Source organism: Kitasatospora sp. NPDC002543 (assembly GCF_053594915.1).
In genome coordinates this window covers 38689-58372 of the sequence record NZ_JBSFWR010000006.1, presented here as the reverse complement: position 1 = coordinate 58372, position 19684 = coordinate 38689, and the positions used below count along the sequence as shown (strand labels likewise).

Annotated in this window: 19 protein-coding genes; 1 reads left to right on the top strand and 18 read right to left on the bottom strand. The window is 71.6% G+C overall.

What is annotated here, in order from left to right:
• The 5 genes from ACWD4P_RS04675 to ACWD4P_RS04655 all read right to left on the bottom strand — a co-directional run bounded on the left by ACWD4P_RS04675 (window position 1) and on the right by ACWD4P_RS04655 (window position 6239).
• Complete coding sequence (locus tag ACWD4P_RS04675; protein WP_449778549.1) at window positions 1-2271, bottom strand: ATP-binding protein; 2271 nt, start codon at window positions 2269-2271, stop codon at window positions 1-3.
• A gap of 348 nt (window positions 2272-2619) precedes the next feature.
• On the bottom strand, window positions 2620-2958 hold the full coding sequence (locus ACWD4P_RS04670; RefSeq protein WP_359829792.1) for an STAS domain-containing protein: 339 nt from the start codon (window positions 2956-2958) through the stop codon (window positions 2620-2622).
• 353 nt (window positions 2959-3311) lie between these two features.
• Complete coding sequence (locus ACWD4P_RS04665; RefSeq protein WP_359829791.1) at window positions 3312-4181, bottom strand: 3-hydroxyacyl-CoA dehydrogenase family protein; 870 nt, start codon at window positions 4179-4181, stop codon at window positions 3312-3314.
• 202 nt (window positions 4182-4383) lie between these two features.
• On the bottom strand, window positions 4384-5034 hold the full coding sequence (locus ACWD4P_RS04660; RefSeq protein WP_359829790.1) for a response regulator transcription factor: 651 nt from the start codon (window positions 5032-5034) through the stop codon (window positions 4384-4386).
• Complete coding sequence (locus tag ACWD4P_RS04655) at window positions 5031-6239, bottom strand: sensor histidine kinase (protein ID WP_449778548.1); 1209 nt, start codon at window positions 6237-6239, stop codon at window positions 5031-5033. Before ACWD4P_RS04655 ends, ACWD4P_RS04660 begins: the two co-directional genes overlap by 4 nt.
• 157 nt (window positions 6240-6396) lie before the next feature.
• Here ACWD4P_RS04655 and ACWD4P_RS04650 point away from each other — a divergent pair, with 157 nt between their 5' ends.
• Complete coding sequence (locus tag ACWD4P_RS04650; RefSeq protein WP_359829788.1) at window positions 6397-7017, top strand: hypothetical protein; 621 nt, start codon at window positions 6397-6399, stop codon at window positions 7015-7017.
• A gap of 88 nt (window positions 7018-7105) precedes the next feature.
• Here the strand turns inward: ACWD4P_RS04650 and ACWD4P_RS04645 are convergent, their stop codons facing one another.
• The 13 genes from ACWD4P_RS04645 to ACWD4P_RS04585 all read right to left on the bottom strand — a co-directional run bounded on the left by ACWD4P_RS04645 (window position 7106) and on the right by ACWD4P_RS04585 (window position 19606).
• Window positions 7106-7678 (bottom strand): cob(I)yrinic acid a,c-diamide adenosyltransferase, encoded by a 573-nt coding sequence (locus ACWD4P_RS04645; RefSeq protein WP_449778547.1) that lies wholly within the window; start codon window positions 7676-7678, stop codon window positions 7106-7108.
• 268 nt (window positions 7679-7946) lie between these two features.
• Entirely contained in the window at window positions 7947-8447 is a 501-nt protein-coding gene (locus tag ACWD4P_RS04640) for a DUF2550 domain-containing protein (protein WP_359829786.1), read from the bottom strand.
• A 148-nt stretch (window positions 8448-8595) separates the two neighbouring features.
• Window positions 8596-8979 (bottom strand): F0F1 ATP synthase subunit epsilon, encoded by a 384-nt coding sequence (locus ACWD4P_RS04635; RefSeq protein ID WP_030057524.1) that lies wholly within the window; start codon window positions 8977-8979, stop codon window positions 8596-8598.
• A gap of 186 nt (window positions 8980-9165) precedes the next feature.
• On the bottom strand, window positions 9166-10611 hold the full coding sequence (atpD, locus tag ACWD4P_RS04630; RefSeq protein ID WP_359829785.1) for a F0F1 ATP synthase subunit beta: 1446 nt from the start codon (window positions 10609-10611) through the stop codon (window positions 9166-9168).
• Between the two features lie 2 nt (window positions 10612-10613).
• Entirely contained in the window at window positions 10614-11528 is a 915-nt protein-coding gene (locus ACWD4P_RS04625; RefSeq protein WP_449778546.1) for a F0F1 ATP synthase subunit gamma, read from the bottom strand.
• A 32-nt stretch (window positions 11529-11560) separates the two neighbouring features.
• Window positions 11561-13135 carry a F0F1 ATP synthase subunit alpha gene (gene atpA, locus ACWD4P_RS04620; protein ID WP_359830927.1) on the bottom strand — a complete coding sequence of 525 codons (1575 nt, stop codon included), beginning with the start codon at window positions 13133-13135 and terminating at the stop codon, window positions 11561-11563.
• 155 nt (window positions 13136-13290) lie between these two features.
• Complete coding sequence (locus tag ACWD4P_RS04615) at window positions 13291-14106, bottom strand: F0F1 ATP synthase subunit delta (RefSeq protein WP_359830929.1); 816 nt, start codon at window positions 14104-14106, stop codon at window positions 13291-13293.
• The gene (locus ACWD4P_RS04610) at window positions 14103-14657 is read right to left on the bottom strand and encodes a F0F1 ATP synthase subunit B (protein WP_359830931.1); all 555 of its coding nucleotides are present in this window, start codon (window positions 14655-14657) and stop codon (window positions 14103-14105) included. The genes ACWD4P_RS04615 and ACWD4P_RS04610 overlap by 4 nt, the downstream gene beginning before the upstream one ends.
• A gap of 41 nt (window positions 14658-14698) precedes the next feature.
• Window positions 14699-14935, bottom strand: a complete 237-nt coding sequence (gene atpE, locus ACWD4P_RS04605) for an ATP synthase F0 subunit C (RefSeq protein WP_031074289.1) — start codon at window positions 14933-14935, stop codon at window positions 14699-14701.
• A 91-nt stretch (window positions 14936-15026) separates the two neighbouring features.
• Window positions 15027-15839 carry a F0F1 ATP synthase subunit A gene (gene atpB, locus ACWD4P_RS04600; protein WP_449778545.1) on the bottom strand — a complete coding sequence of 271 codons (813 nt, stop codon included), beginning with the start codon at window positions 15837-15839 and terminating at the stop codon, window positions 15027-15029.
• Window positions 15840-16124: 285 nt separating this feature from the next.
• Window positions 16125-16568, bottom strand: a complete 444-nt coding sequence (locus tag ACWD4P_RS04595) for a hypothetical protein (protein ID WP_359829292.1) — start codon at window positions 16566-16568, stop codon at window positions 16125-16127.
• A 295-nt stretch (window positions 16569-16863) separates the two neighbouring features.
• Window positions 16864-18153, bottom strand: a complete 1290-nt coding sequence (locus tag ACWD4P_RS04590; RefSeq protein WP_359829293.1) for an MraY family glycosyltransferase — start codon at window positions 18151-18153, stop codon at window positions 16864-16866.
• Between the two features lie 172 nt (window positions 18154-18325).
• Entirely contained in the window at window positions 18326-19606 is a 1281-nt protein-coding gene (locus ACWD4P_RS04585) for a serine hydroxymethyltransferase (RefSeq protein ID WP_359829294.1), read from the bottom strand.
• Window positions 19607-19684 lie beyond the last annotated feature (78 nt).

The window sequence follows — 19684 nt, the reverse complement described above, 5'->3', positions numbered from 1 at the left end:
TCAGGGCGAGATCGCCGGGGTGGTCGGGCTGGTCGTCCCGCCCGGGGTCGTCGAAGGCCCCGACGAGGGCGACGGCGAGGTCGAGGTGGGTGCCGGGGAGGACGGGCCGCGGCTCGTCTGCGACGACGACGGCTGCCCCGACGGCTGAGGCGGCTGCGACTGCTGGACCGGCGGCGACTGCCCCGGTGCGGGCGGCTGCGACTGCTGCGGGGCCTGCGAGTCCCCCGCCCCCGGCGAGGAGCTCGGCCTGCGCGTCGCCGAGGCGCTCGGCGAGCGCGAGGCGCTGCCGCTCGCGGACGGCTCGGGACTCGCCCCCTGCCCCGCCGGACTGCCCGCGCCGGTGCCGCCCGTCCCCGTCCCGGCGCTGCCGGAGGACTGCGGGAACGGCGGGTCCTGGGTGCCGCCGCCGTCCAGCCGGCCGCTGTGCGGGTCCCGGCCCTTGACCTCGTCCGGCCCGCTGAAGCTCATCGCCACCGCCGTGCCGAGCACCCCCAGGGTGAGCACCGCGGTGGACACCACCACCGCCCGCCGCCGCCTGCTGGACTTCAGGCCGGCCGGCACCCGGGCCGCGATCTTGCGGATCACCGGCGCACGGCCCGGCGAGGCCGCGGCGGGCGCGGCGGCCGGCAGCTGCCGGCCCTCGGCGCGCAGCAGGTCGAGCATCCGCCCGGCGGCGGCCACCCCGCGCTGCTCCCCCGACGTGGCCCGCAGGGTGAGCGCGGTCTCCAGTTCGGCGATGGCCCGGGACGGCTGCCGGTCGCAGATCGCGTGCACGGCCGCCTCGTGGTGGAACCAGGCCTGGTCGACGGCCGAGCCGGTGCGGCGGGCCGCCTCCAGGCCGAGCTGGAGTGCCCGCTCCCAGGCGCCCCAGCGCAGCGAGAGCGCCAGTGCGGGCGCGGCCGCGCGGGCGAGCCGGACCACCGCGTCGTGCCGCCCGGCCGTACGGTCCGCGAGCAGCACCCCGATCATCACCTCGGCCTCGGCGGCGATCTGCTCCAGCGTCACCGAGCTGTGTCCGACCCACCAGGCGAAGTGCTGGGCGGCGCCGTCGACGCAGCCGCGGGCCGGCCAGTGCGGGGCGAGCAGGTCGAGCGCGCCGGCGGTCAGCCGGTGGTGCCCGCCGATGGACACCGCCAGTCCCGCGTCGGTGAGTTCGGCGAGGGCGGCCTCGCCCTGTCCGACGTCGATCAGCGCCGGCAGGTGGGGCGCGGTGGGGCACTCGCCGCCGAGCGCGACGGCGAGCCGCAGCACGGCCTGCGCGGGCTCGCTCAGCCCCTCGGCGAGCCGGACCGCGGGCGAGGCCGTCTCCGCCACCGAGGGCAGCGGGACGGTGCGGCGCAGCGCGTCCTCCCGGATCGCCGGGTCCGGGTCGTGGACGGGCTCGTCGACGGCTCCGAAGACGTCCATCCGGTCGTCCTCGGCGGCGACCAGCGCGTCCACCGAGACGTCCCGCTGGCGCAGCAGGGCGGCGGCCTGGACGAAGCGCAGCGGCAGGCCCTCGGACTCGAACCAGAGGTCCACCGCCCAGGCCTTCTCGTCGACGTCCAGCGGACGGCCGGCCAGCCGGGCGGTGAGGGCGAGGCAGGCGGAGCGGGAGAGCCCGGCGACCAGGTGGTCCTGGAGCCGGGAGCCGGCCGCCGGCGGCGGGCTGTCCGGGGCGGCGGAGATCAGGAAGGCACAGCCGGGGGCGGCGGCGAGCAGCCGCTCCAGTTCGTCGCCGGAGGGCTCGGCGGCGTCGATCACCACGATCGCGCCGACCTCGGCGAGGTGGACGGCCAGCTGCCCGGGGTCGGGGCGGTAGCCGGGGGCGTGGTGGGTGGCCGCGAAGAGGTCCTGGAGCAGGTCGGAGAGGGTCCGGCGGTGGCCGCAGAGCTGCACCACTCCCCCGGGGGCGAGGTCGGCGGCGGCCTCGGCGACGGCCGACAGCAGCGCGCTGCGGCCCGAGCCGGCCTGGCCGACCAGGCGTATCGAGCGGCCCTCGGCGAGCAGGCCGAGCAGTTCGGCGACGTCGGCCTCGCGGTCCAGCAGCGGCAGGTCGGAGGGACCGGCGCCGAGCGCGAGCGGGCCGACCGCGCGGCCGACGCCGCCGGCCGGGCCGCGGGCGGGCTCGCTGCGGCCGGTCCTGCGCGGGCGCGGCCGCCACTCCTCGGGGCAGGGCCTGACCTCGGAGCCGTCCGGGGCGCCGACGCCCACCAGCAGGCCGCCGGAGACCAGTTCGCCGCCACGGATGCGGACGGCCTCCTGCCGGAACTCCCCGGATGGCTGTGCCACGTTCTGCTCCGCATCGTGCTCGACCGTCGGCGCCCCGCGCCGCCCGGCTGACGTCCCGGTAGCGGCCGCGGCCGGGCTGGAGGCAGCCCCGGCGGCCGTCTTCTGACGGGCAGACTCTTGCACATTCGGACCGGGCCGTGCAGGGCGGTCCGCGTCTGACGGCCGGTCCGCCACGCTGACCAGGGGGGTTGCGCGGCGGGGCCGGGGGTGCACGGGCGCGCGGTCCGGCGCGCGGCGCGGCGGAACGGGGCGGGCGTCTCCCGGGGGCGTCCTGCCGATCGTTCCCGGGTGCGCGACAGGACGCCGCCCAGGGGTACCTCCCCGGAAGGCGTCCTCGGAGGGCGTCCGCTAGAAGGCGATCCCGTGCGCCTCGGCGACACCGGACATGCCGGCGGCGCCGTCGACGGCCAGGATGCGGTGCAGCTTGGTGGCCACCAGCAGCCGCTGGAGCTGGGCCGGGACGGAGCGCAGCACCAGTCGGCGGCCGATCCGGCCGGCCCGCCGGTGGGTGCCCATGATCACGCCGAGTCCGGTGGCGTCCCAGAACTCCAGCCGGCCGAGGTCGAGCACGAGGTCGCCGAGGCCGCCGTCCACCGCCTGGTGCAGCCGGGCCCGTGCGTCGGCGGCGGTGCGCACGTCGAGGCGGCCTTCGATGGCCAGCGCCGTGTGGTCGCCGGTGATGCGCATGCTCTCCTCCTTCGCCTGGGCGGCCTGGTGCGGGGCGGGTCCGCCCCGGCCGTGCCGGGTGCGGGAGCGTGGGGTGCGTCCGGGCGGGCCGCAGCCCCACACCCGGACCCGGGCGGAATGCCGGGTTCCCTCATCTGACGGTGAACCGGCTCCACAGGTTGCTGGTTCCGGCCAGATCTGAATCAACTTCACCCGTCCGAGGGAATATACGCAGGTCGGCCCCACACCTACGCTCGATTACCGCCCAAATCACCCGTCTGCGGCCCCCGGCGTGAGGAAACTCACCCGTCCCGGCGGAGCGGGCCGTACGATGCTCCGATCGCACGGCCCGCCGGTCGTTCAGCCCTGCCGGGTCACTTGCCCTCGTACGGGTAGAAGCCGCGGCCGCTCTTGCGTCCCAGGTCACCGGCGGTGACCATGCGGGCCATGATCTCCGGCGCGGCGAACTTCTCGTCCTTGGTCTCGGTGTAGATGTTGTGGGCGGCGTGCAGCAGGATGTCCACGCCGGTCAGGTCGGCGGTCTGGAGCGGGCCCATCGCGTGGCCGAAACCGAGCCGGCAGGCGGTGTCGATGTCCTCGGCGGTGGCCACGCCCGACTCGTACAGCTTGGCGGCCTCGACGACCAGCGCGGTGATCAGGCGGGTGGTCACGAAACCGGCGACGTCGCGGTTGACCACCACGACCTCCTTGCCGACGCCCTCGGCGTAGGCGCGGGCGGTGGCCAGCGTCTCGTCGCTGGTCTTGTAGCCGCGGACCAGCTCGACCAGCTTCATCATCGGGACCGGCGAGAAGAAGTGGACGCCGACGACCGATTCCGGGCGCCCGGTGACGGCCGCGATCCGGGTGATCGGGATGGCGGAGGTGTTGGAGGCCAGCACGGCGCCGTCCTTGGCGAGCTTGTCGAGCTCGCGGAAGACGCCCTCCTTGACCTCCACCTTCTCGAACACGGCCTCGACCACGATGTCGGCCTCGGCGACGGCGCCCAGGTCGGTGGTGGTGGTGATCCGGCCCAGCGCGGCCTCGGCGTCCTCGGCGCTCAGCTTGCCCTTGGCGACGAACTTCTCATAGGAGGCGCGGATGCCCGCGAGACCCCGCTGGAGCGCCTCCTCGGTGACGTCCCGCAGCACCACCGGGTGGCCGGCCTGCGCGGACACCTGGGCGATGCCGGCGCCCATCAGGCCGGCACCGATCACGGCGATCTGCTTGCTGGACGCATTGCTCATGGCTGGGTCTCCCGATGCCGTCGCCGCCCCGCGGGCGGGCCCTGAAGGCGGCTCAGGGCAGGGGTCACCGCCGTTGCGAGCCGCGTCGCTCGTTTCCGGGACTCTAACTGCCAGGATCCCCCGGGCAATAGCAATCGGGAGTGTGATCTGCAACCGAACCGGTCGGCTCGTCGGACGGTCGGACGACCGGCCCGTCCGGTGATCAGACGGTCATCCCGAGGTCCTGCGCCAGGATCGCCGCCTGCACCCGGCTGCGCAGCCGCAGCTTCGCCAGGATGCGGCTGACGTGCGTCTTGGTGGTCGCCTCCGCCATCTCCAACCGGACCGCGATCTCCCCGTTGGACATCCCCGCCCCGATGCAGGCCAGCACCTCCCGCTCACGGCCGGTCAGCGCCCCCACCGCGGCCCGAGCCTCCGGGCCGACCGGCCGCTCGGGGCGGGCGAAGGTCCCGATCAGCCGCTTGGTCACCGACGGCGCCAGCATCCCGTCCCCGCGCGCCACCGTCCGGATGCCCTCGATCAGGGTGTCCGCCTCCAGGTCCTTGAGCAGGAACCCGGACGCGCCGGCCCGCAGCGCGCCGTAGACGTACTCGTCCAGGTCGAAGGTGGTCAGCACGAGCACCTGGCCGGCGCCGGCCGTGACCACCTCGCGGGTCGCCGACACGCCGTCCAGCCGGGGCATCTGCACGTCCATCAGCACCACGTCCGGCCGCAGCTCCAGCGCCAGCCGGACGGCCTCCTCGCCGTCGGCGGCCTGCCCCACCACCTCGAACCCCGGCTCGGCGCGCAGGATCATCACCAGCGCCGCCCGCACCGCCGCCTGGTCCTCGGCCACCAGTACCCGGATCGTCATGCCCGCCCCTCGTTCCCGTGGGCGCGCGGCAGCACCGCGCGCACGCTCCACTGTCCGTCCTTCGGCCCCGCCTCGAAGCGGCCGCCGAGCAGCCCGGCCCGCTCCGCCATGCCGACCAGCCCGGCCCGGGCGCCGGGCAGCTCCCGGCCCGGGCCGCCCCGGTACGGGCTGTCGACGGCGATCCTGAGCTCCTCGGGCGCGAACTCCAGCCGCAGGCTGACCAGTCCGGGCCCGGCGTGCTTGAGCGCGTTGGTCAGCGACTCCTGGACGATCCGGTACGCGGCCAGGCCGACCGGCACCGGCAGGTCGCCGCGCTCCCCCTGCTCGGTCAGCTCGAAGTCCAGCCCGACGTCCCGGCCGGCCGCCCGGGCCTTGGCCAGCAGGGCGTCCACCGCGGCCAGGTCGGGCGCCGCGTAGGACGCGTCCGCCTCTCCGCCCCCGCTCTCCCGGAGCAGCCCGATCATGCGGCGCATTTCGGCCAATCCCTGGACGCTGTTCTCCCGGATCACCGCGAGCACCTCCACCAGCGGGTCGTCCTCGGCCAGCCGCCGCCGCCTGGCGGCCGACTGCGCACCGGTGGCGTGGATCGCGATCGCCGACAGGTGGTTGGCCACCACGTCGTGCAACTCCCTTGCCATCCGGGCCCGTTCGGCACCGACCGCCTCGCGCCGGTCCATCTCCGAGAGCAGCGCGGTCTGCTCCGCCCGCAGCCGCTCGGCCTCCGCCTCCCGGCGGTGCTTGCGCACCACGTCGCCGGTCCACACCGGCCCCAGGAACACCAGCGAACTGACCACCGCCACCAGCAGCGCGGCGGAAGTGCCGGTGTAGATCGCCGACAGCGTGGAGAGCGCCAGCACGGTGGCCCCGCCGCTCAGGTGCAGCACCCGGGACATCCGCGCGCTGCCGTAGAGCACCGCCGCGTACAGCAGGTCGGTGTACATGATCAGCGTCGCCATCAGGCTGCCCGCGAACACGCTCCCCGCGAAGGCCAGCCCGCCGACCGACACCGCCAGCACCGGCCTGGTCCGCCGGACCAGCTCCATCGCCGACATCCCCAGCAGCGGCGCCAGCACCGCCCACAGCGGCACCCGGTCGGCCCGGTCGTACACCTTGAAGGCGATCAGGACCAGCCCGCCGAACAGCCCGCACAGGGCGATCAGCTGGTCCTGGCGGCGCGGGGGGAGGACGGGGAACGGGAGCGGCACGTTCCCATCTCACCATCCCCGCGGCCCACCCGGCTCCGGTCCACGGAGGAGCCCGCTACATCGAAAGATGCAGGCCCGGACGGCACCGCGCGACGACGACACCGGCGCGCCCGCACACGAGGCTGGAGGCACCACCGAAAACGTCCGGGAGCAGAACGTGATCGTCACTCTCATCGTCGCGGCCGAGATCTCCTTCTGGATCCTGCTCGGCCTCGGCCTCGCCAGCCGCTACCTGCTCCGGTGGCGCCGCACCAGCACCGTGCTGCTGATCGGCCTGCCGGTGGTCGACCTCACCCTGTACGCCCTCACCGTCCTCGACCTGCGCGGCGGCGCCACCGCGAGCTGGACGCACGCGCTGGCCGCGAGCTACGCGGGCTTCTCGATCGGCTACGGCCCCTCGCTGGTCCGCTGGGCCGACCGGCACTTCCAGCACCGCTTCGCCGGCGGGCCCAAGCCGCTGCCCTCGCCGAAGTACGGGCCGGAGCGGACCAGGTACGAGTGGCAGGTCGCCGGCCGGACCGTGGTGTCCGCCGCGATCACGCTGAGCCTGATCAGCCTGCTCGTCCCGCTCTCCGACGGCTCCGCGCACTTCGGCACCTTCGCCCAGTGGTACTGGAAGCTGGGCATCGCGGCCGTCGTCAACGTGGTCGTGGCCGGCTGCTACTCGCTCTGGCCCAAGGAGGCCCCGGCCGGAGTGACGGTCGAGAACGGCCGGGTGGTCACGGAGAAGGCCGCCACCGGCACCGAGCCCGCCCGCACCCCGGCGGACCGGTCCTGAGAACCGCCGGCGCCCGTCCGCGGACCCCCACGGGGGACGGGTCCGCGGACGGGCGCCGGCCTGCCCGGAGCGGGTGCCCGCTCGGGGCCTAGCGGTTCTCGCCCGGGACCCAGAGCACGTCGCCGCGCTCCTTGTTGGCCACCCGGGCCAGGATGAACAGCAGGTCGGACAGCCGGTTGAGGTACTTCGCGGTCAGCGGGTTGACGCTGTCGCCGTGCTCCGCGATCGCCGCCCAGGTCGCCCGCTCGGCCCGCCGCACCACCGTGCAGGCCAGGTGCAGGTGGGCCGCACCGGGCGTGCCGCCGGGCAGGATGAAACTGCGCAGCTTCTCCACCTGCGCCAGGTACTCGTCGCAGTCCGCCTCCAGCCGGTCGACGTAGGACTGCAGCACCCGCAGCGGCGGGTACTTCGGGTCCTCCACCACCGGGGTGGACAGGTCGGCGCCGACGTCGAACAGGTCGTTCTGGACCCGGACGAGCACCGCCGTCATGGGCTCCGGCAGCTCCCCGACCGCCAGGGCCACCCCGATCGCCGCGTTGGCCTCGTTGGTGTCCGCGTACGCGACCAGCCGCGGGTCCGTCTTGCTGGTCCGGCTCATGTCGCCGAGCGCGGTGGTGCCGTCATCGCCGGTACGGGTGTAGATGCGCGTCAGATTGACCATGCGGCCAGACTAGCCGCCGGGCCGGGCGGCGTCGGCCCCGCTACGCGACGTCGTCCCCCGGCCTCCGGCCGGGAGGTGCCCCCACCGAGTCCCGTCGCTACGCCACGTTGTCCCCCAGCCTCCGGCCGGGAGGTGCCCCCACCGAGTCCCGTCGCCACGCCACGTTGTCCCCCAGCCTCCGGCCGGGAGGTGCCCCCATCGAGTCCCGTCGCTACGCCACGTTGTCCCCCAGCCTCCGGCCGGGAGGTGCCCCCATCGAGTCTCGTCGCTACGCCACGTTGACTCGCTGCCCCGGGGGCGCTGCCTCCAGCCAGGCCAGGAAGCCGGTCAGCGCGTCCTCGCTCATCGCCAGCTCCAGCGGTGCCCCGTTGTGCAGGCAGCGCAGCACCACCGAGCCGGACAGCAGCGCGAGCTCCTCCTGGCCCTCGGGGTAGCGCCGGCCGAGCACCTCGATCTCCCGGCGCGGCAGCACCTTGCGCGGGCGAGGGGCGTACGAGAAGACCCGGAACCATTCGATCGAGTCACCGCTGTAGCGGCCGATACCAAAAACCCACCCCTTGCCGTCGGTCGGGGGGACCGGGGCTGAGGTGGGTTTGCCGTTCTCGTCGAGGTCGGGCTGCGTCGAGGCGTCGGCGGGCATTTTGAGCCGGTAACTGCAGTCGAAGGTGCCGCCGACCCGCTGGATCAGGCGGCGCCTGACGGCGAAGGCCATCAGCCCGATCACTCCCAGGGCCACGACCGCCGCACACAGCACAAGCGCGAGGACCATGCTCACCCACCTCCTCGCTACCCGCGTTCCCCGTAACGGTCGTATGAAGCGACCGCCCTGACCTACCAACTACGACGACAGTCCCGGGGTCACGCTCACGCGTCCCCGGGACCGTCGGTCGACCCCGCTAAGCCGGGGTCCGGCGCACTCAGGCGTGGGCCTTGAGGCCGCGCGCCGCGAACAGACGGACCTCGGCGCGACGCTCGGCGTGCTCGTCCAGGTCCGACTTGGCCTTCTCCAGTGCGCGCTCGGCACGCGCGACGTCGATCTCGTCCGCCAGCTCGGCGATCTCCGCGAGCAGAGACAGCTTGTTGTCGGCGAACGAGATGAAGCCGCCGTGCACCGCGGCGATCACGGTGCCGCCGTCCACCGTGCGGATGGTGACGGGACCGGTCTCCAGCACGCTCAGCACCGGGGTGTGTCCCGGCATGATGCCGGTGTCACCGGAGGCCGTACGGGCGACGACGATGGTGGCCGCACCGGACCACACCTTGCGGTCGGCTGCGACCAGCTCGACGTGCAGCTCAGCCAACGTGGGCTCCTAGGCTCATGCAACGCCCGATTACTCGGGAGTTTCGGTAAGAATAACGGCCCCGCGCCTCCGGCATGAAACCGGCGGCACGGATTTGACCGGAATCACAGCCGATGCGACGCGAGGGGTGGTCCCCAGGCTCGGGGGCCACCCCTCACGGTCACGCACAGCTGCTACCGGCCGCGATTACTTCTTCGCCAGCTCGGCGGCGTTCTTCTCGAGGTCCTCGATGCCACCGCACATGAAGAAGGCCTGCTCCGGGACGGAGTCGTACTTGCCGTCCGCGATCGCGTTGAAGGCCTCGATGGTCTCCGACAGCGGCACGGTCGAGCCCTCGACACCGGTGAACTGCTTCGCCACGTAGGTGTTCTGCGAGAGGAAGCGCTCGACGCGACGGGCACGGTGGACCGTGATCTTGTCCTCTTCGGACAGCTCGTCGATACCGAGGATCGCGATGATGTCCTGGAGGTCCTTGTACTTCTGCAGGATCCCCTTGATACGGAGGGCCGTGTCGTAGTGGTTCTGCGCGATGTACCGCGGGTCGAGGATGCGGGACGTGGAGTCCAGCGGGTCGACGGCCGGGTAGATGCCCTTCTCCGAGATCGGGCGCGACAGAACGGTGGTCGCGTCCAGGTGGGCGAAGGTGGTGGCCGGCGCCGGGTCGGTCAGGTCGTCCGCGGGGACGTAGATCGCCTGCATCGAGGTGATCGAGTGACCGCGGGTCGAGGTGATGCGCTCCTGCAGGAGGCCCATCTCGTCGGCCAGGTTCGGCTGGTAGCCCACCGCGGAGGGCATGCGGCCGAGCAGGGTCGACACCTCGGAACCGGCCTGGGTGAACCGGAAGATGTTGTCGATGAAGAGGAGCACGTCCTGCTTCTCGACGTCACGGAAGTACTCCGCCATGGTCAGCGCGGAGAGCGCGACGCGCAGACGGGTGCCCGGCGGCTCGTCCATCTGGCCGAAGACCAGCGCGGTCTTGTCCAGAACGCCCGAGTCGACCATCTCGTCGATGAGGTCGTTGCCCTCACGGGTGCGCTCGCCGACGCCGGCGAACACCGACACACCACCGAAGTTCTCGGCGACGCGGTAGATCATCTCCTGGATCAGAACGGTCTTGCCGACACCGGCACCACCGAACAGACCGATCTTGCCACCCTGGACGTACGGGGTGAGCAGGTCGATGACCTTGATGCCGGTCTCGAACATCTCCGTCTTGGACTCGAGGTCCTTGAACGCCGGAGCGGTGCGGTGGATCGGCCAGCGGACCTCGACCTGCTTGTCGAACTCCGCCTGGTCCACGTTCAGCACGTCGCCGAGGGCGTTGAAGACCTTGCCCTTGGTGATCTGGCCGACCGGGACGGAGATCGCGGCACCGGTGTCGGTGACCTGCGAGCCACGGACCAGGCCGTCGGTCGGCTGCATCGAGATGCCGCGGACCATGCCGTCGCCGAGGTGCTGGGCGACCTCGAGGGTCAGGGTCTTCTTGCCCGAGCCGTCGGGGTTGTCCACCTCGACGTGCAGGGCGTTGTACATGTCCGGAATCGCGTCGACGGGGAACTCCACGTCGACGACCGGGCCGATGACCCGCGCGACGCGGCCCGTCGCCGTGGTCGGCTCAACAGTGGTGGTCATACTCATTCGCTCCCGCGGCTCGCGTCAGCGAGCGCGTTGGCGCCACCGACGATCTCGCTGATTTCCTGGGTGATCTCGGCCTGACGGGCCGAGTTGGCAAGCCGCGTGAGCGACTTGATGAGCTCGCCGGCGTTGTCCGTCGCGCTCTTCATCGCGCGGCGGCGGGCGGCGTGCTCGGAAGCGGCCGACTGCAGCAGCGCGTTGTAGATCCGGCTCTCGACGTACCGCGGCAGGAGCGCGTCCAGGACGCCCTCCGCCGACGGCTCGAAGTCGTACAGCGGGAAGATCTCCGACTTGGCCGGCTTCTGGTCGCTGAGCTGGACCTCGTCCAGCTTCAGCGGCAGCAGCCGCGCCTCGATCGCGTTCTGCGTCAGCATGGACACGAACTCGGTCGAGATCAGGTGGAGCTCGTCCACGCCGCCGGTCTCGGCCGTGAAGGCCTCGATCAGGTCGACCGCCACGGTCTTCGCGTCACCGTAGGTCGGCTTGTCCGAGAACCCCGTCCACGAGCCCGCGACCGTCAGGCCGCGGAACGTGTAGTACGAGACGCCCTTGCGGCCGATGATGTACGTCACCACGTCCTTGCCCTCGGCCTTGAGGCGCTCGGTGAGCGACTGGGCGGCCTTGATGGCATTGGTCGAGTAGCCGCCCGCCAGGCCGCGGTCCGCCGTGATCAGCAGGACCGCCGCGCGCTTGGCGTTCGGGTTCTCGGTGGTGAGCGGGTGCTTGGCGTTGGACCGGGTGGCCACCGCCGTCACCGCCCGGGTGAGCTCGTCGGCGTACGGAGTGGAGGCGGCCACCGCGCGCTGCGCCTTGACGATGCGCGACGCGGAGATCATCTCCATCGCCTTGGTGATCTTCTTCGTCGCGGTGACAGAGCGGATCCGGCGCTTGTAGACCCGAAGCTGTGCTCCCATGGGTCGTTACGTCCTTTCCCTCGCTACCGGACTCAGGCCTGCTCGGAGAGCAGCTTGCCGTCAGCCGTCTGGTAACCCTGCTTGAAGGCATCGATCGCGCTGGTCAGGGCGTCGACGGTGCCGTCGGCGAGCAGACCGGTCTCCACGATGCCGGCCAGCAGGTCCTTGTGCTGGAGGCGGACGTGGTCCAGGAACTCGCGCTCGAAGCGGCGGATCTCGGCGACCGGGACGTCGTCCAGCTTGCCGTTGGTGCCGGCCCAGATGGAGACGACCTGCTCCTCGACCGGGAACGGCTGGTACTGGCCCTGCTTCAGCAGCTCGACCATGCGCGCACCGCGCTCCAGCTGGGCCTTGGAGGCCGCGTCCAGGTCGGAACCGAAGGCGGCGAAGGCCTCCAGCTCGCGGTACTGGGCGAGGTCCAGACGCAGGCGGCCGGCGACCGAGCGCATGGCCTTGATCTGGGCGGAGCCACCGACGCGGGAGACCGAGATACCGACGTTCACGGCCGGGCGGATGCCGGCGTTGAACAGGTCGGACTCCAGGAAGCACTGGCCGTCGGTGATGGAGATGACGTTGGTCGGGATGTACGCCGAGACGTCGTTGGCCTTGGTCTCGATGATCGGCAGACCGGTCATCGAGCCGCCGCCCAGGGCGTCGTTCAGCTTGGCGCAGCGCTCCAGCAGGCGGGAGTGCAGGTAGAAGACGTCACCCGGGTAGGCCTCGCGGCCCGGCGGGCGGCGCAGCAGCAGGGAGACGGAACGGTAGGCCTCGGCCTGCTTCGACAGGTCGTCGAAGATGATCAGGACGTGCTTGCCGTCGTACATCCACTCCTGGCCGATGGCCGAGCCGGTGTACGGGGCGAGGTACTTGAAGCCGGCCGGGTCGGAGGCGGGAGCGGCCACGATGGTGGTGTACTCCAGCGCGCCGGCCTCCTCCAGGGCGCCGCGGACGGACGCGATGGTGGAGCCCTTCTGGCCCACGGCGACGTAGATGCAGCGGACCTGCTTCTCCGGGTCGCCCGAGCGCCAGTTGTCACGCTGGTTGATGATCGTGTCGACGGCCACCGCGGTCTTGCCGGTCTGGCGGTCGCCGATGATCAGCTGGCGCTGGCCGCGGCCGATCGGGGTCATCGCGTCGATGGCCTTGATGCCGGTCTGCAGCGGCTGCTTGACCGACTTGCGGGCCATGACGCCGGGGGCCTGCAGCTCCAGGGCGCGGCGACCGGTGGCGGCGATGTCGCCCAGGCCGTCGATCGGGTTGCCCAGCGGGTCCACGACGCGGCCGAGGTAGCCGTCGCCGACCGGAACCGAGAGGACCTCGCCGGTGCGGCGCACGGTCTGGCCCTCTTCGATGCCGCCGAACTCACCGAGGACGACGACACCGATCTCGCGGGTGTCGAGGTTCAGCGCGAGGCCGAGCGTGCCGTCCTCGAACTTCAGCAGCTCGTTCGCCATGACCGAGGGCAGGCCCTCGACATGCGCGATGCCGTCCGCCGCGTCAGTGACCGTGCCGACCTCTTCCACAGAAGCGGCGTCCGGCTGGTACGACTGGACAAAGTCGGCCAGCGCGTCCCGGATCTCCTCCGGACGGATCGTAAGCTCCGCCATCAGGCTTCCCTGCTCTCCTAGTTTGCGATCCTCGGCCCGCCATTGAGGGCCGCAAGTATTCGACTCTCGGCCGGGTCTTCCGAACCGGCCGTACGTTTGCCCGACTCCGGTGGAGCCGGTTTCCCGACCGAGGGTCGGATGTGCTGCTTCGGTGCTCAGCCTTCGAGCGACTGGCGAGCGCCTTCGAGGCGGCTCGACACGGTGCCGTTGATGATCTCGTCGCCGATCTGCACCCGGACGCCGCCGACGACCTCGGGGTCGACGTCGATGTTCAGGTGGACCTGGCGGCCGTACATCCGGGCCAGAGCACCGGACAGGCGCTCCTTCTGGGTGTCCGACAGCGGCACCGCGGTGGTGACCAGGGCCACCACGCGGCCGCGGCGCGCGGCGGCGAGCTTCGAGTAGGACTCGAGGCCCTGCTCCAGGCTACGGCCACGCGGCACGTTGACGAGGGCGGTGACCAGCCGGACGGTGCCGGCGTTGGCGCGGCCGCCGAGCAGCTTCTTGATCAGCTCGGCCTTCGCGACGGCACCGGCCTTCGGCTCGGTCAGCGCGGCCCGCAGCTCGTGCGAACCGCTCACCACCCGACCGAAGCGGAAGAGCTCGTCCTCGACGTCGTCCAGGGCGCCGGCCTTGTCCGCGGCGATGATCTCCGCGTAGGCGGCGAGCTCCTCGGTCGCGTCCACCAGGTCGCGCGAGCCCGACCAGCGGGAGCGGACCAGACCGGAGACCAGGTCGACGGCCTCGCCGGAGACCTGGCCGGTCAGCAGCGAGGTGACCAGCTGGGCCTTGTCCTGGCCCGACCGGGACGGGTCGGTCAGGACTCGGCGCAGCGACACCTCACGGTCCAGCACGGCCGTGACGGCGGTGAGCTCCTCGGCGAGCTTGGCCGCGTCCACCGAGGTGGAGTCGGTCAGGCTCTCCAGGTTCTGCCGGCCGGCAGCGAGGGCCTCGCGGCTGGCGCCGATCACTTGGCCGCACCCTGAGCAACGGCGGCCTTGGCCTCCAGCTCGTCCAGGAAGCGGTCGATGACACCGCTCTGCCGGGTGTGGTCCTCGAGGGACTCACCCACGATGCGGGACGCCAGCTGGGTGGCCAGCGAGCCCACGTCCTGACGCAGGGCGGCAGTGGCCTGCTTCTTGTCCGCCTCGATCTGGGCGTGACCGGCGGCGACGATGGCCTCGCGCTGACGCTGGCCCTCCTCGCGCATCTCGGCGAGCTGGGCGGCACCCTGCTCGCGAGCCTGCTCGACGATGCGGGCAGCCTCGTGGCGCGCCTCGGCGAGCTCGGCGCGGTACTGCTCAAGCAGGGCCTGGGCCTCCGCCTGGGCGGCCTCGGCGCGCTCCATCCCGCCCTCGATCGCGTCCCGGCGCTCCGACAGCACCTTCTCGATGCTGGGGAGGAGCTTCTTGCCGAGCAGACCGAAGACGATGAAGAAGCAGAGCAGGCCGATGATGATCTCGGGCCACGCGGGGAGGAGAGGGTTCATCTTCTCCTCGGACGCGAGCTGGACGATCGCCATGCTCATATCTGGACCTTCCTCAGAAAGGGTCTACGGCGGGATTACTTGTTGCCGAAGACGAACGGCATGACGATGCCGATGAGGGCGAGCGCCTCGGTCAGCGCGAAGCCGATGAACATGTTGGAACGGATGAGACCGGCAGCCTCGGGCTGGCGGGCCATGGCCTGGACACCGTTACCGAAGATCAGACCGACGCCGATGCCGGGGCCGATGGCGGCGAGGCCGTAGCCCAGGGAGGCGACGGAACCGTAGACAGTGCCCTCAGCGAGGATGCTCATTGACGTTGTCCTTTGCAGGGTGGTGATCCGGTGGTGATTGGCCACCGGGCGATCCGGGAGGTGGTTCTCGGCGGGGCCGTGGCCCCGGGGCTCAGTGCGCCTCTTCCAGGGCACCGGCGATGTAGCTGCTGGCCAGCATCACGAAGATGTAGGCCTGCAGGAACTGGACCAGCAGCTCGAAGGCGGTCAGGCCGACGGCGACGATGAACGAGGCCGAGCCGTACAGCGCGCCCAGGGACGGGCTGAGCAGGTACCAGGAGGCGATGGAGAACATCACGATCAGCAGGTGGCCGGCGAACATGTTCGCGAAGGCTCGGACCGCGAGCGTGAAGGGGCGCACGAAGATGTTCGAGAAGAACTCGATCGGCACCAGGATGAACATGACCCAGCCGGGGATGCCCGACGGCCAGCAGAGGTTCTTGAGACCGCCGACGAAGCCGTGCTTCTTGAAGGTCAGCGTCATGTAGGTGATCCACACGACCGCCGCGAGGCCGGCCGGGAACGCGATCGCCGCCGACACCGGGAACTGTGCGAACGGGATGATCGACATGATGTTCATCAACCAGATGAAGAAGAACATCGAGACCAGCATCGGGACGTACTTCTCGCCCTTCTTGCCGATCGTCTCCAGCACGATGGAGCGCTTGACGAAGTCGTAGCCGATCTCACCGACCAGCTGCAGCTTGCCGGGAACGAGGCGCGGCTTGGCGAAGGCGGCCCAGAAGAACCCGACGACCAGGAGCGCGACGATGATCGACAGCAGCATCGGCTTGTTGAACTCGATGCTGCCGATCGAGAAGATCGGCTTGAACTGGAACTCGTTCAGACCCGGGGCCGGGAAGCCACAGCCAGCGTCCCCGAAGTGGCAACTGCCTGAGGCGAGGGACGTGAGTTCAGCACTCACCGCGGACTCCTTCGTCGTGACGCATGGTTACGGCAACCTCGGTGTGTCGGCGTGGCCTGCGACCACGGAGCGGCACTGGAACTTGATGGGTTTCTCGCCGACCCCGCGCGCCGGTGCACGGCACCACAGCGGGATCATCGAAGACTGCGCGGATCAGGGGGGCGATCCGTCCGCTGTCCGGACAGACCTGGCCTCTTCCCGTACTCCGTTGTTGCGACGGACGATAGCAGCCCGTCAGCGCGGCATAAACACCGCCCCCCTCGTTGGGGGGACAGTTGGGCCTCGTCACTGTTGACGCCCCTTGTCGGAGGGCTTGTCGCCCTTCTTTTCGGAGGCGTCGGGGTCGACGTAGAAGGTCTTGGCCTTGAGTGCTCCGCGCACCTGGAAGCCCGTCCAGATCAGGGCGCAGCCGAGCAGGGTGAACGCGAAGGCCTGCCGGTTGAACAGCTCGGTGTCCTTGAACACCGCGAGCACGATGCCGACCAGCAGGATCTGCGTGGTGTACACCAGCAGCGCCGCGGCCATCATGATCTGCGGGTTCGACCTGGTCAGCCGGTCGAGCGCGACCTGGCCGAAGCTGAAGAAGGCCATCACGAGGAGCGCGCCGAACAGGGCGCCGAGCAGCCCCTTCCCACCGGCAACGGCAAAGGAGATCGCCATGGCGATGATCCCGGCGACCGCAGTGGGAATCGCGGCGCCTCGGAGGATCCGGGCGTCGGTGGACGGCATGTCGGCAGCTCCGGCGGCATGTCGATGGCGGGGGGACGGGCACAGCGGTGGCGGATGACACCGGACCGAGGCATCGCCGCGGGCCGCCATGGGAACGACGGGCCCGGTGAGGGAGACCGACAGGGACGGAAGTCATCCACCTGTCAGGTCTTTCGGCGTGTTCTCGATACTCGTGAACGGTATCACAAACTATTTGATGAGAGCTTTACCATGAATGTGTGGCACCTGTCACACCAACGGCGCAACGGCTCCGCCATTCGGGTGAACGCCCTCTGAGGGGACATCAACTCCCTTGTCAGCGGCGGCCGGTGGCCCTGTCGTGTCGGCCGGTCGCGGTGGACCCCACGCCGGATCCCTCGCCGGCTTCACCGAGGAGTTGCTTGTCCTTCGCCGACAGTTCGGCCATCGGACCGGTCTGCCGGCGGCGGTAGCGCGGGGGGACGAAGGACTGCACCGCCCGCGGGGCGCGCGGCCGGAACCGCGGGGTGAGCAGCACCACCAGGCCGACCAGGCAGAGCCCGGCGAGCGCCAGGACGACGGTGCGGCCGGTGTTGGTCACCGAGAAGGCCACCGTGCCGAAGGCGATCAGCGCGGCCCAGAAGTACATGATCAGTACGGCACGGCTGTGCGAGTGACCGACCTGGAGCAACCGGTGGTGCAGGTGCCGCTTGTCCGCGGCGAACGGGGACTGGCCGGCCCAGGTCCGGCGCACCACCGCGAGCAGCAGGTCGGCCAGCGGCAGGGCGATGACCGTCAGCGGCAGCAGCAGCGGGATGTAGATCGGCACCAGGGTGTGCACGGTGGCGGTCTGCGAACCGGTCTCGCTGCTGATCAGGTCGGGGTCGACCCGGCCGGTGATGGAGATCGCGGCGACGGCCAGCATCAGGCCCAGCATCATCGAGCCGGAGTCGCCCATGAAGATCCGCGCGGGGTGCATGTTGTGCGCCAGGAAGCCCAGGCACATGCCGATCAGCAGCACGCTGAACAGCACGGCGGGGGCCGCGTCGGAGATCGTGTAGCCGTACCAGAGCCGGTAGCTGTACAGGAAGAACGCCATCGCGGCGATGCAGACCATGCCGCCGGCCAGACCGTCCAGGCCGTCGATGAAGTTCACCGCGTTGACCATGACGACGACCAGGGTGACCGAGATGACCATGCCCTGGGTCGGGCTCACCGCGACCGGGCCGACGCCGGGCACCGGGAGGGTGATCACCGTGACGCCCTGCCAGACCATCACGCCGGCCGCGATCATCTGGCCGCCGAGCTTCACCAGCGCGTCCACGCCCCACTTGTCGTCCAGCACCCCGAGCAGGAACATGATCCCGGCCCCGGACAGCAGCGCGCGGATGTCGGTGCCCTGGGAGAACACCTTGCTCAGGTTGTCGAGCTGCGAGGCGACCAGGATGCCCGCGCACAGTCCGCCGAACATCGCGATGCCGCCGAGCCGCGGCGTGGGCTCGCGGTGCACGTCGCGGGCGCGCACCGGCGGCATGGCGCCGGCCGCGATGGCGAACTTCCGCACCGGGCCGGTCAGCAGATAGGTGACGGCGGCGGTGCAGAACAGCACCAGCAGATACTCACGCACCACTGGCCTCCTGCATCACTGTCGAACGGGGGGGTACCGAAGGTACTCCCCTGCCTTCCCGGGGTTCGAGGTGCGTCGCCACGGCACACACCTTATTGAGTCGGACGCCGGGACCGTGCATCGCGGTTCGCCCTCCGGGGTAGGAGATCCGGATACTCGGCGAGGGCCTCCGTCAGGCCCGGTCGGCGAAGGCCAGCGCCAGCTCCCGGACCCGCGCCGCGGCCGGGGCGGACGCGCCACCGGTGACCACCCGCGCGATCAGCCCGGCGATCTCGGTCAGCTCCGGCTCCCCCATCCCCTGACTGGTCACCGTGCCCGTGCCCAGCCGGATGCCGGAGGTCTCGGCGGCCGGGGCCGGGTCGTACGGCAGCGCGCACTTGCCGAGCAGCAGCCCGGCCGCGGCGCAGCGCCGCTCGGCCTCCGCGCCGCTCACCCCGAGCGGGCTCACGTCGGCCGTCACCAGGTGGGTGTCCGTACCGCCCGTCAGCAGGCGCGTTCCGGCCTCTGCGAGCCCCGTGGCGAGCGCCCGCGCCCCGGACACCGTCCGCTGCGCGTACGCCCGGTACGCGGGCCCGGAGGCCTCCGCGAGGGCCACCGCCTTGCCGGCCACCTCGTTCATCGCCGCGCCGCCCTGGCTGAACGGGAACACCGCCCGGTCGATCCGCTCGGCCAGCTCCGCCGTGCACAGCAGCAGCCCGCCGCGCGGACCGCGCAGCAGCTTGTGGGTGGCCGCCACCGTGACGTCCGCGTACGGCACCGGGGAGGGCGCCACCCCGGCCGCGATCAGCCCGGTGATCTGCGCGGCGGAAGCGATCAGATAGGCGTCCACCTCGTCGGCGATCTCCCGGAACGCCGCCCAGTCCGGGTGCCGGGGGTACGAGATCGATCCCGCCACGATGGCCTTGGGACGGTGCTCCCGGGCCAGGTCGCGGACCTGGTCGAGGTCGATCAGCCCGTCGGACTCGCGCACGCCGTAGCCGGTGAAGGCGAACCAGCGACCGGAGAAGTTGGCGCGCGAGCCGCAGCTGAGGTGGCCGCCGTGCTCCAGCGACATCGCCAGCACCCCGTCGCCGGGCCGCAGCAGCGCCGCGTACGCCGCCAGCATCGCCGAAGTCACCGACCGCGGCTGGACGTTGGCGTGCGGGGCGGCGAACAGCTCACGGGCCCGGTCGATCGCCAGCAGCTCGGCGGCGTCCGCCAGCGCGCAGCCGGTGTGGTGCCGGCGGCCCGGGTAGCCCTCGGCGTACTTGTCGATCAGCGGGCCGGTGAGCGCCGCCAGGACGGCCGGGGTGGTCAGGTTCTCCCCCGCCAGCAGCTGGATCGTTTCGGCGCGCCGCTCGGACTCCGCGGCCAGCAGGTCGGCCAGCTGCGGATCGGCCCGGTGCAGCGCCCCGGACGCCCAGGGGCGCCCGGTGGTCGCGGTCGGTCCGGTCGCGGCATCGGTGACGGTCATGGCGGGGCTCCCGGGCGCTGCGGGGACTGTGTCACCCAGCGTAGGACCGCCGCCGCGACCCGGCTCGCCGAGCCGCGG

Excerpts from the sequence above, each read along its gene's own strand:
- ACWD4P_RS04670 (WP_359829792.1), bottom strand. The coding sequence starts at position 2,958 with ATGCGCATCACCGGCGACCACACGGCGCTGGCCATCGAAGGCCGCCTC.
- ACWD4P_RS04665 (WP_359829791.1), bottom strand. The coding sequence starts at position 4,181 with ATGAGCAATGCGTCCAGCAAGCAGATCGCCGTGATCGGTGCCGGCCTG.
- ACWD4P_RS04660 (WP_359829790.1), bottom strand. The coding sequence starts at position 5,034 with ATGACGATCCGGGTACTGGTGGCCGAGGACCAGGCGGCGGTGCGGGCG.
- ACWD4P_RS04645 (WP_449778547.1), bottom strand. The coding sequence starts at position 7,678 with ATGGTCAATCTGACGCGCATCTACACCCGTACCGGCGATGACGGCACC.
- ACWD4P_RS04640 (WP_359829786.1), bottom strand. The coding sequence starts at position 8,447 with ATGGTCCTCGCGCTTGTGCTGTGTGCGGCGGTCGTGGCCCTGGGAGTG.
- atpD (WP_359829785.1), bottom strand. The coding sequence starts at position 10,611 with ATGACCACCACTGTTGAGCCGACCACGGCGACGGGCCGCGTCGCGCGG.
- ACWD4P_RS04625 (WP_449778546.1), bottom strand. The coding sequence starts at position 11,528 with ATGGGAGCACAGCTTCGGGTCTACAAGCGCCGGATCCGCTCTGTCACC.
- atpA (WP_359830927.1), bottom strand. The coding sequence starts at position 13,135 with ATGGCGGAGCTTACGATCCGTCCGGAGGAGATCCGGGACGCGCTGGCC.
- ACWD4P_RS04610 (WP_359830931.1), bottom strand. The coding sequence starts at position 14,657 with ATGGCGATCGTCCAGCTCGCGTCCGAGGAGAAGATGAACCCTCTCCTC.
- atpE (WP_031074289.1), bottom strand. The coding sequence starts at position 14,935 with ATGAGCATCCTCGCTGAGGGCACTGTCTACGGTTCCGTCGCCTCCCTG.
- ACWD4P_RS04595 (WP_359829292.1), bottom strand. The coding sequence starts at position 16,568 with ATGCCGTCCACCGACGCCCGGATCCTCCGAGGCGCCGCGATTCCCACT.
- ACWD4P_RS04585 (WP_359829294.1), bottom strand. The coding sequence starts at position 19,606 with ATGACCGTCACCGATGCCGCGACCGGACCGACCGCGACCACCGGGCGC.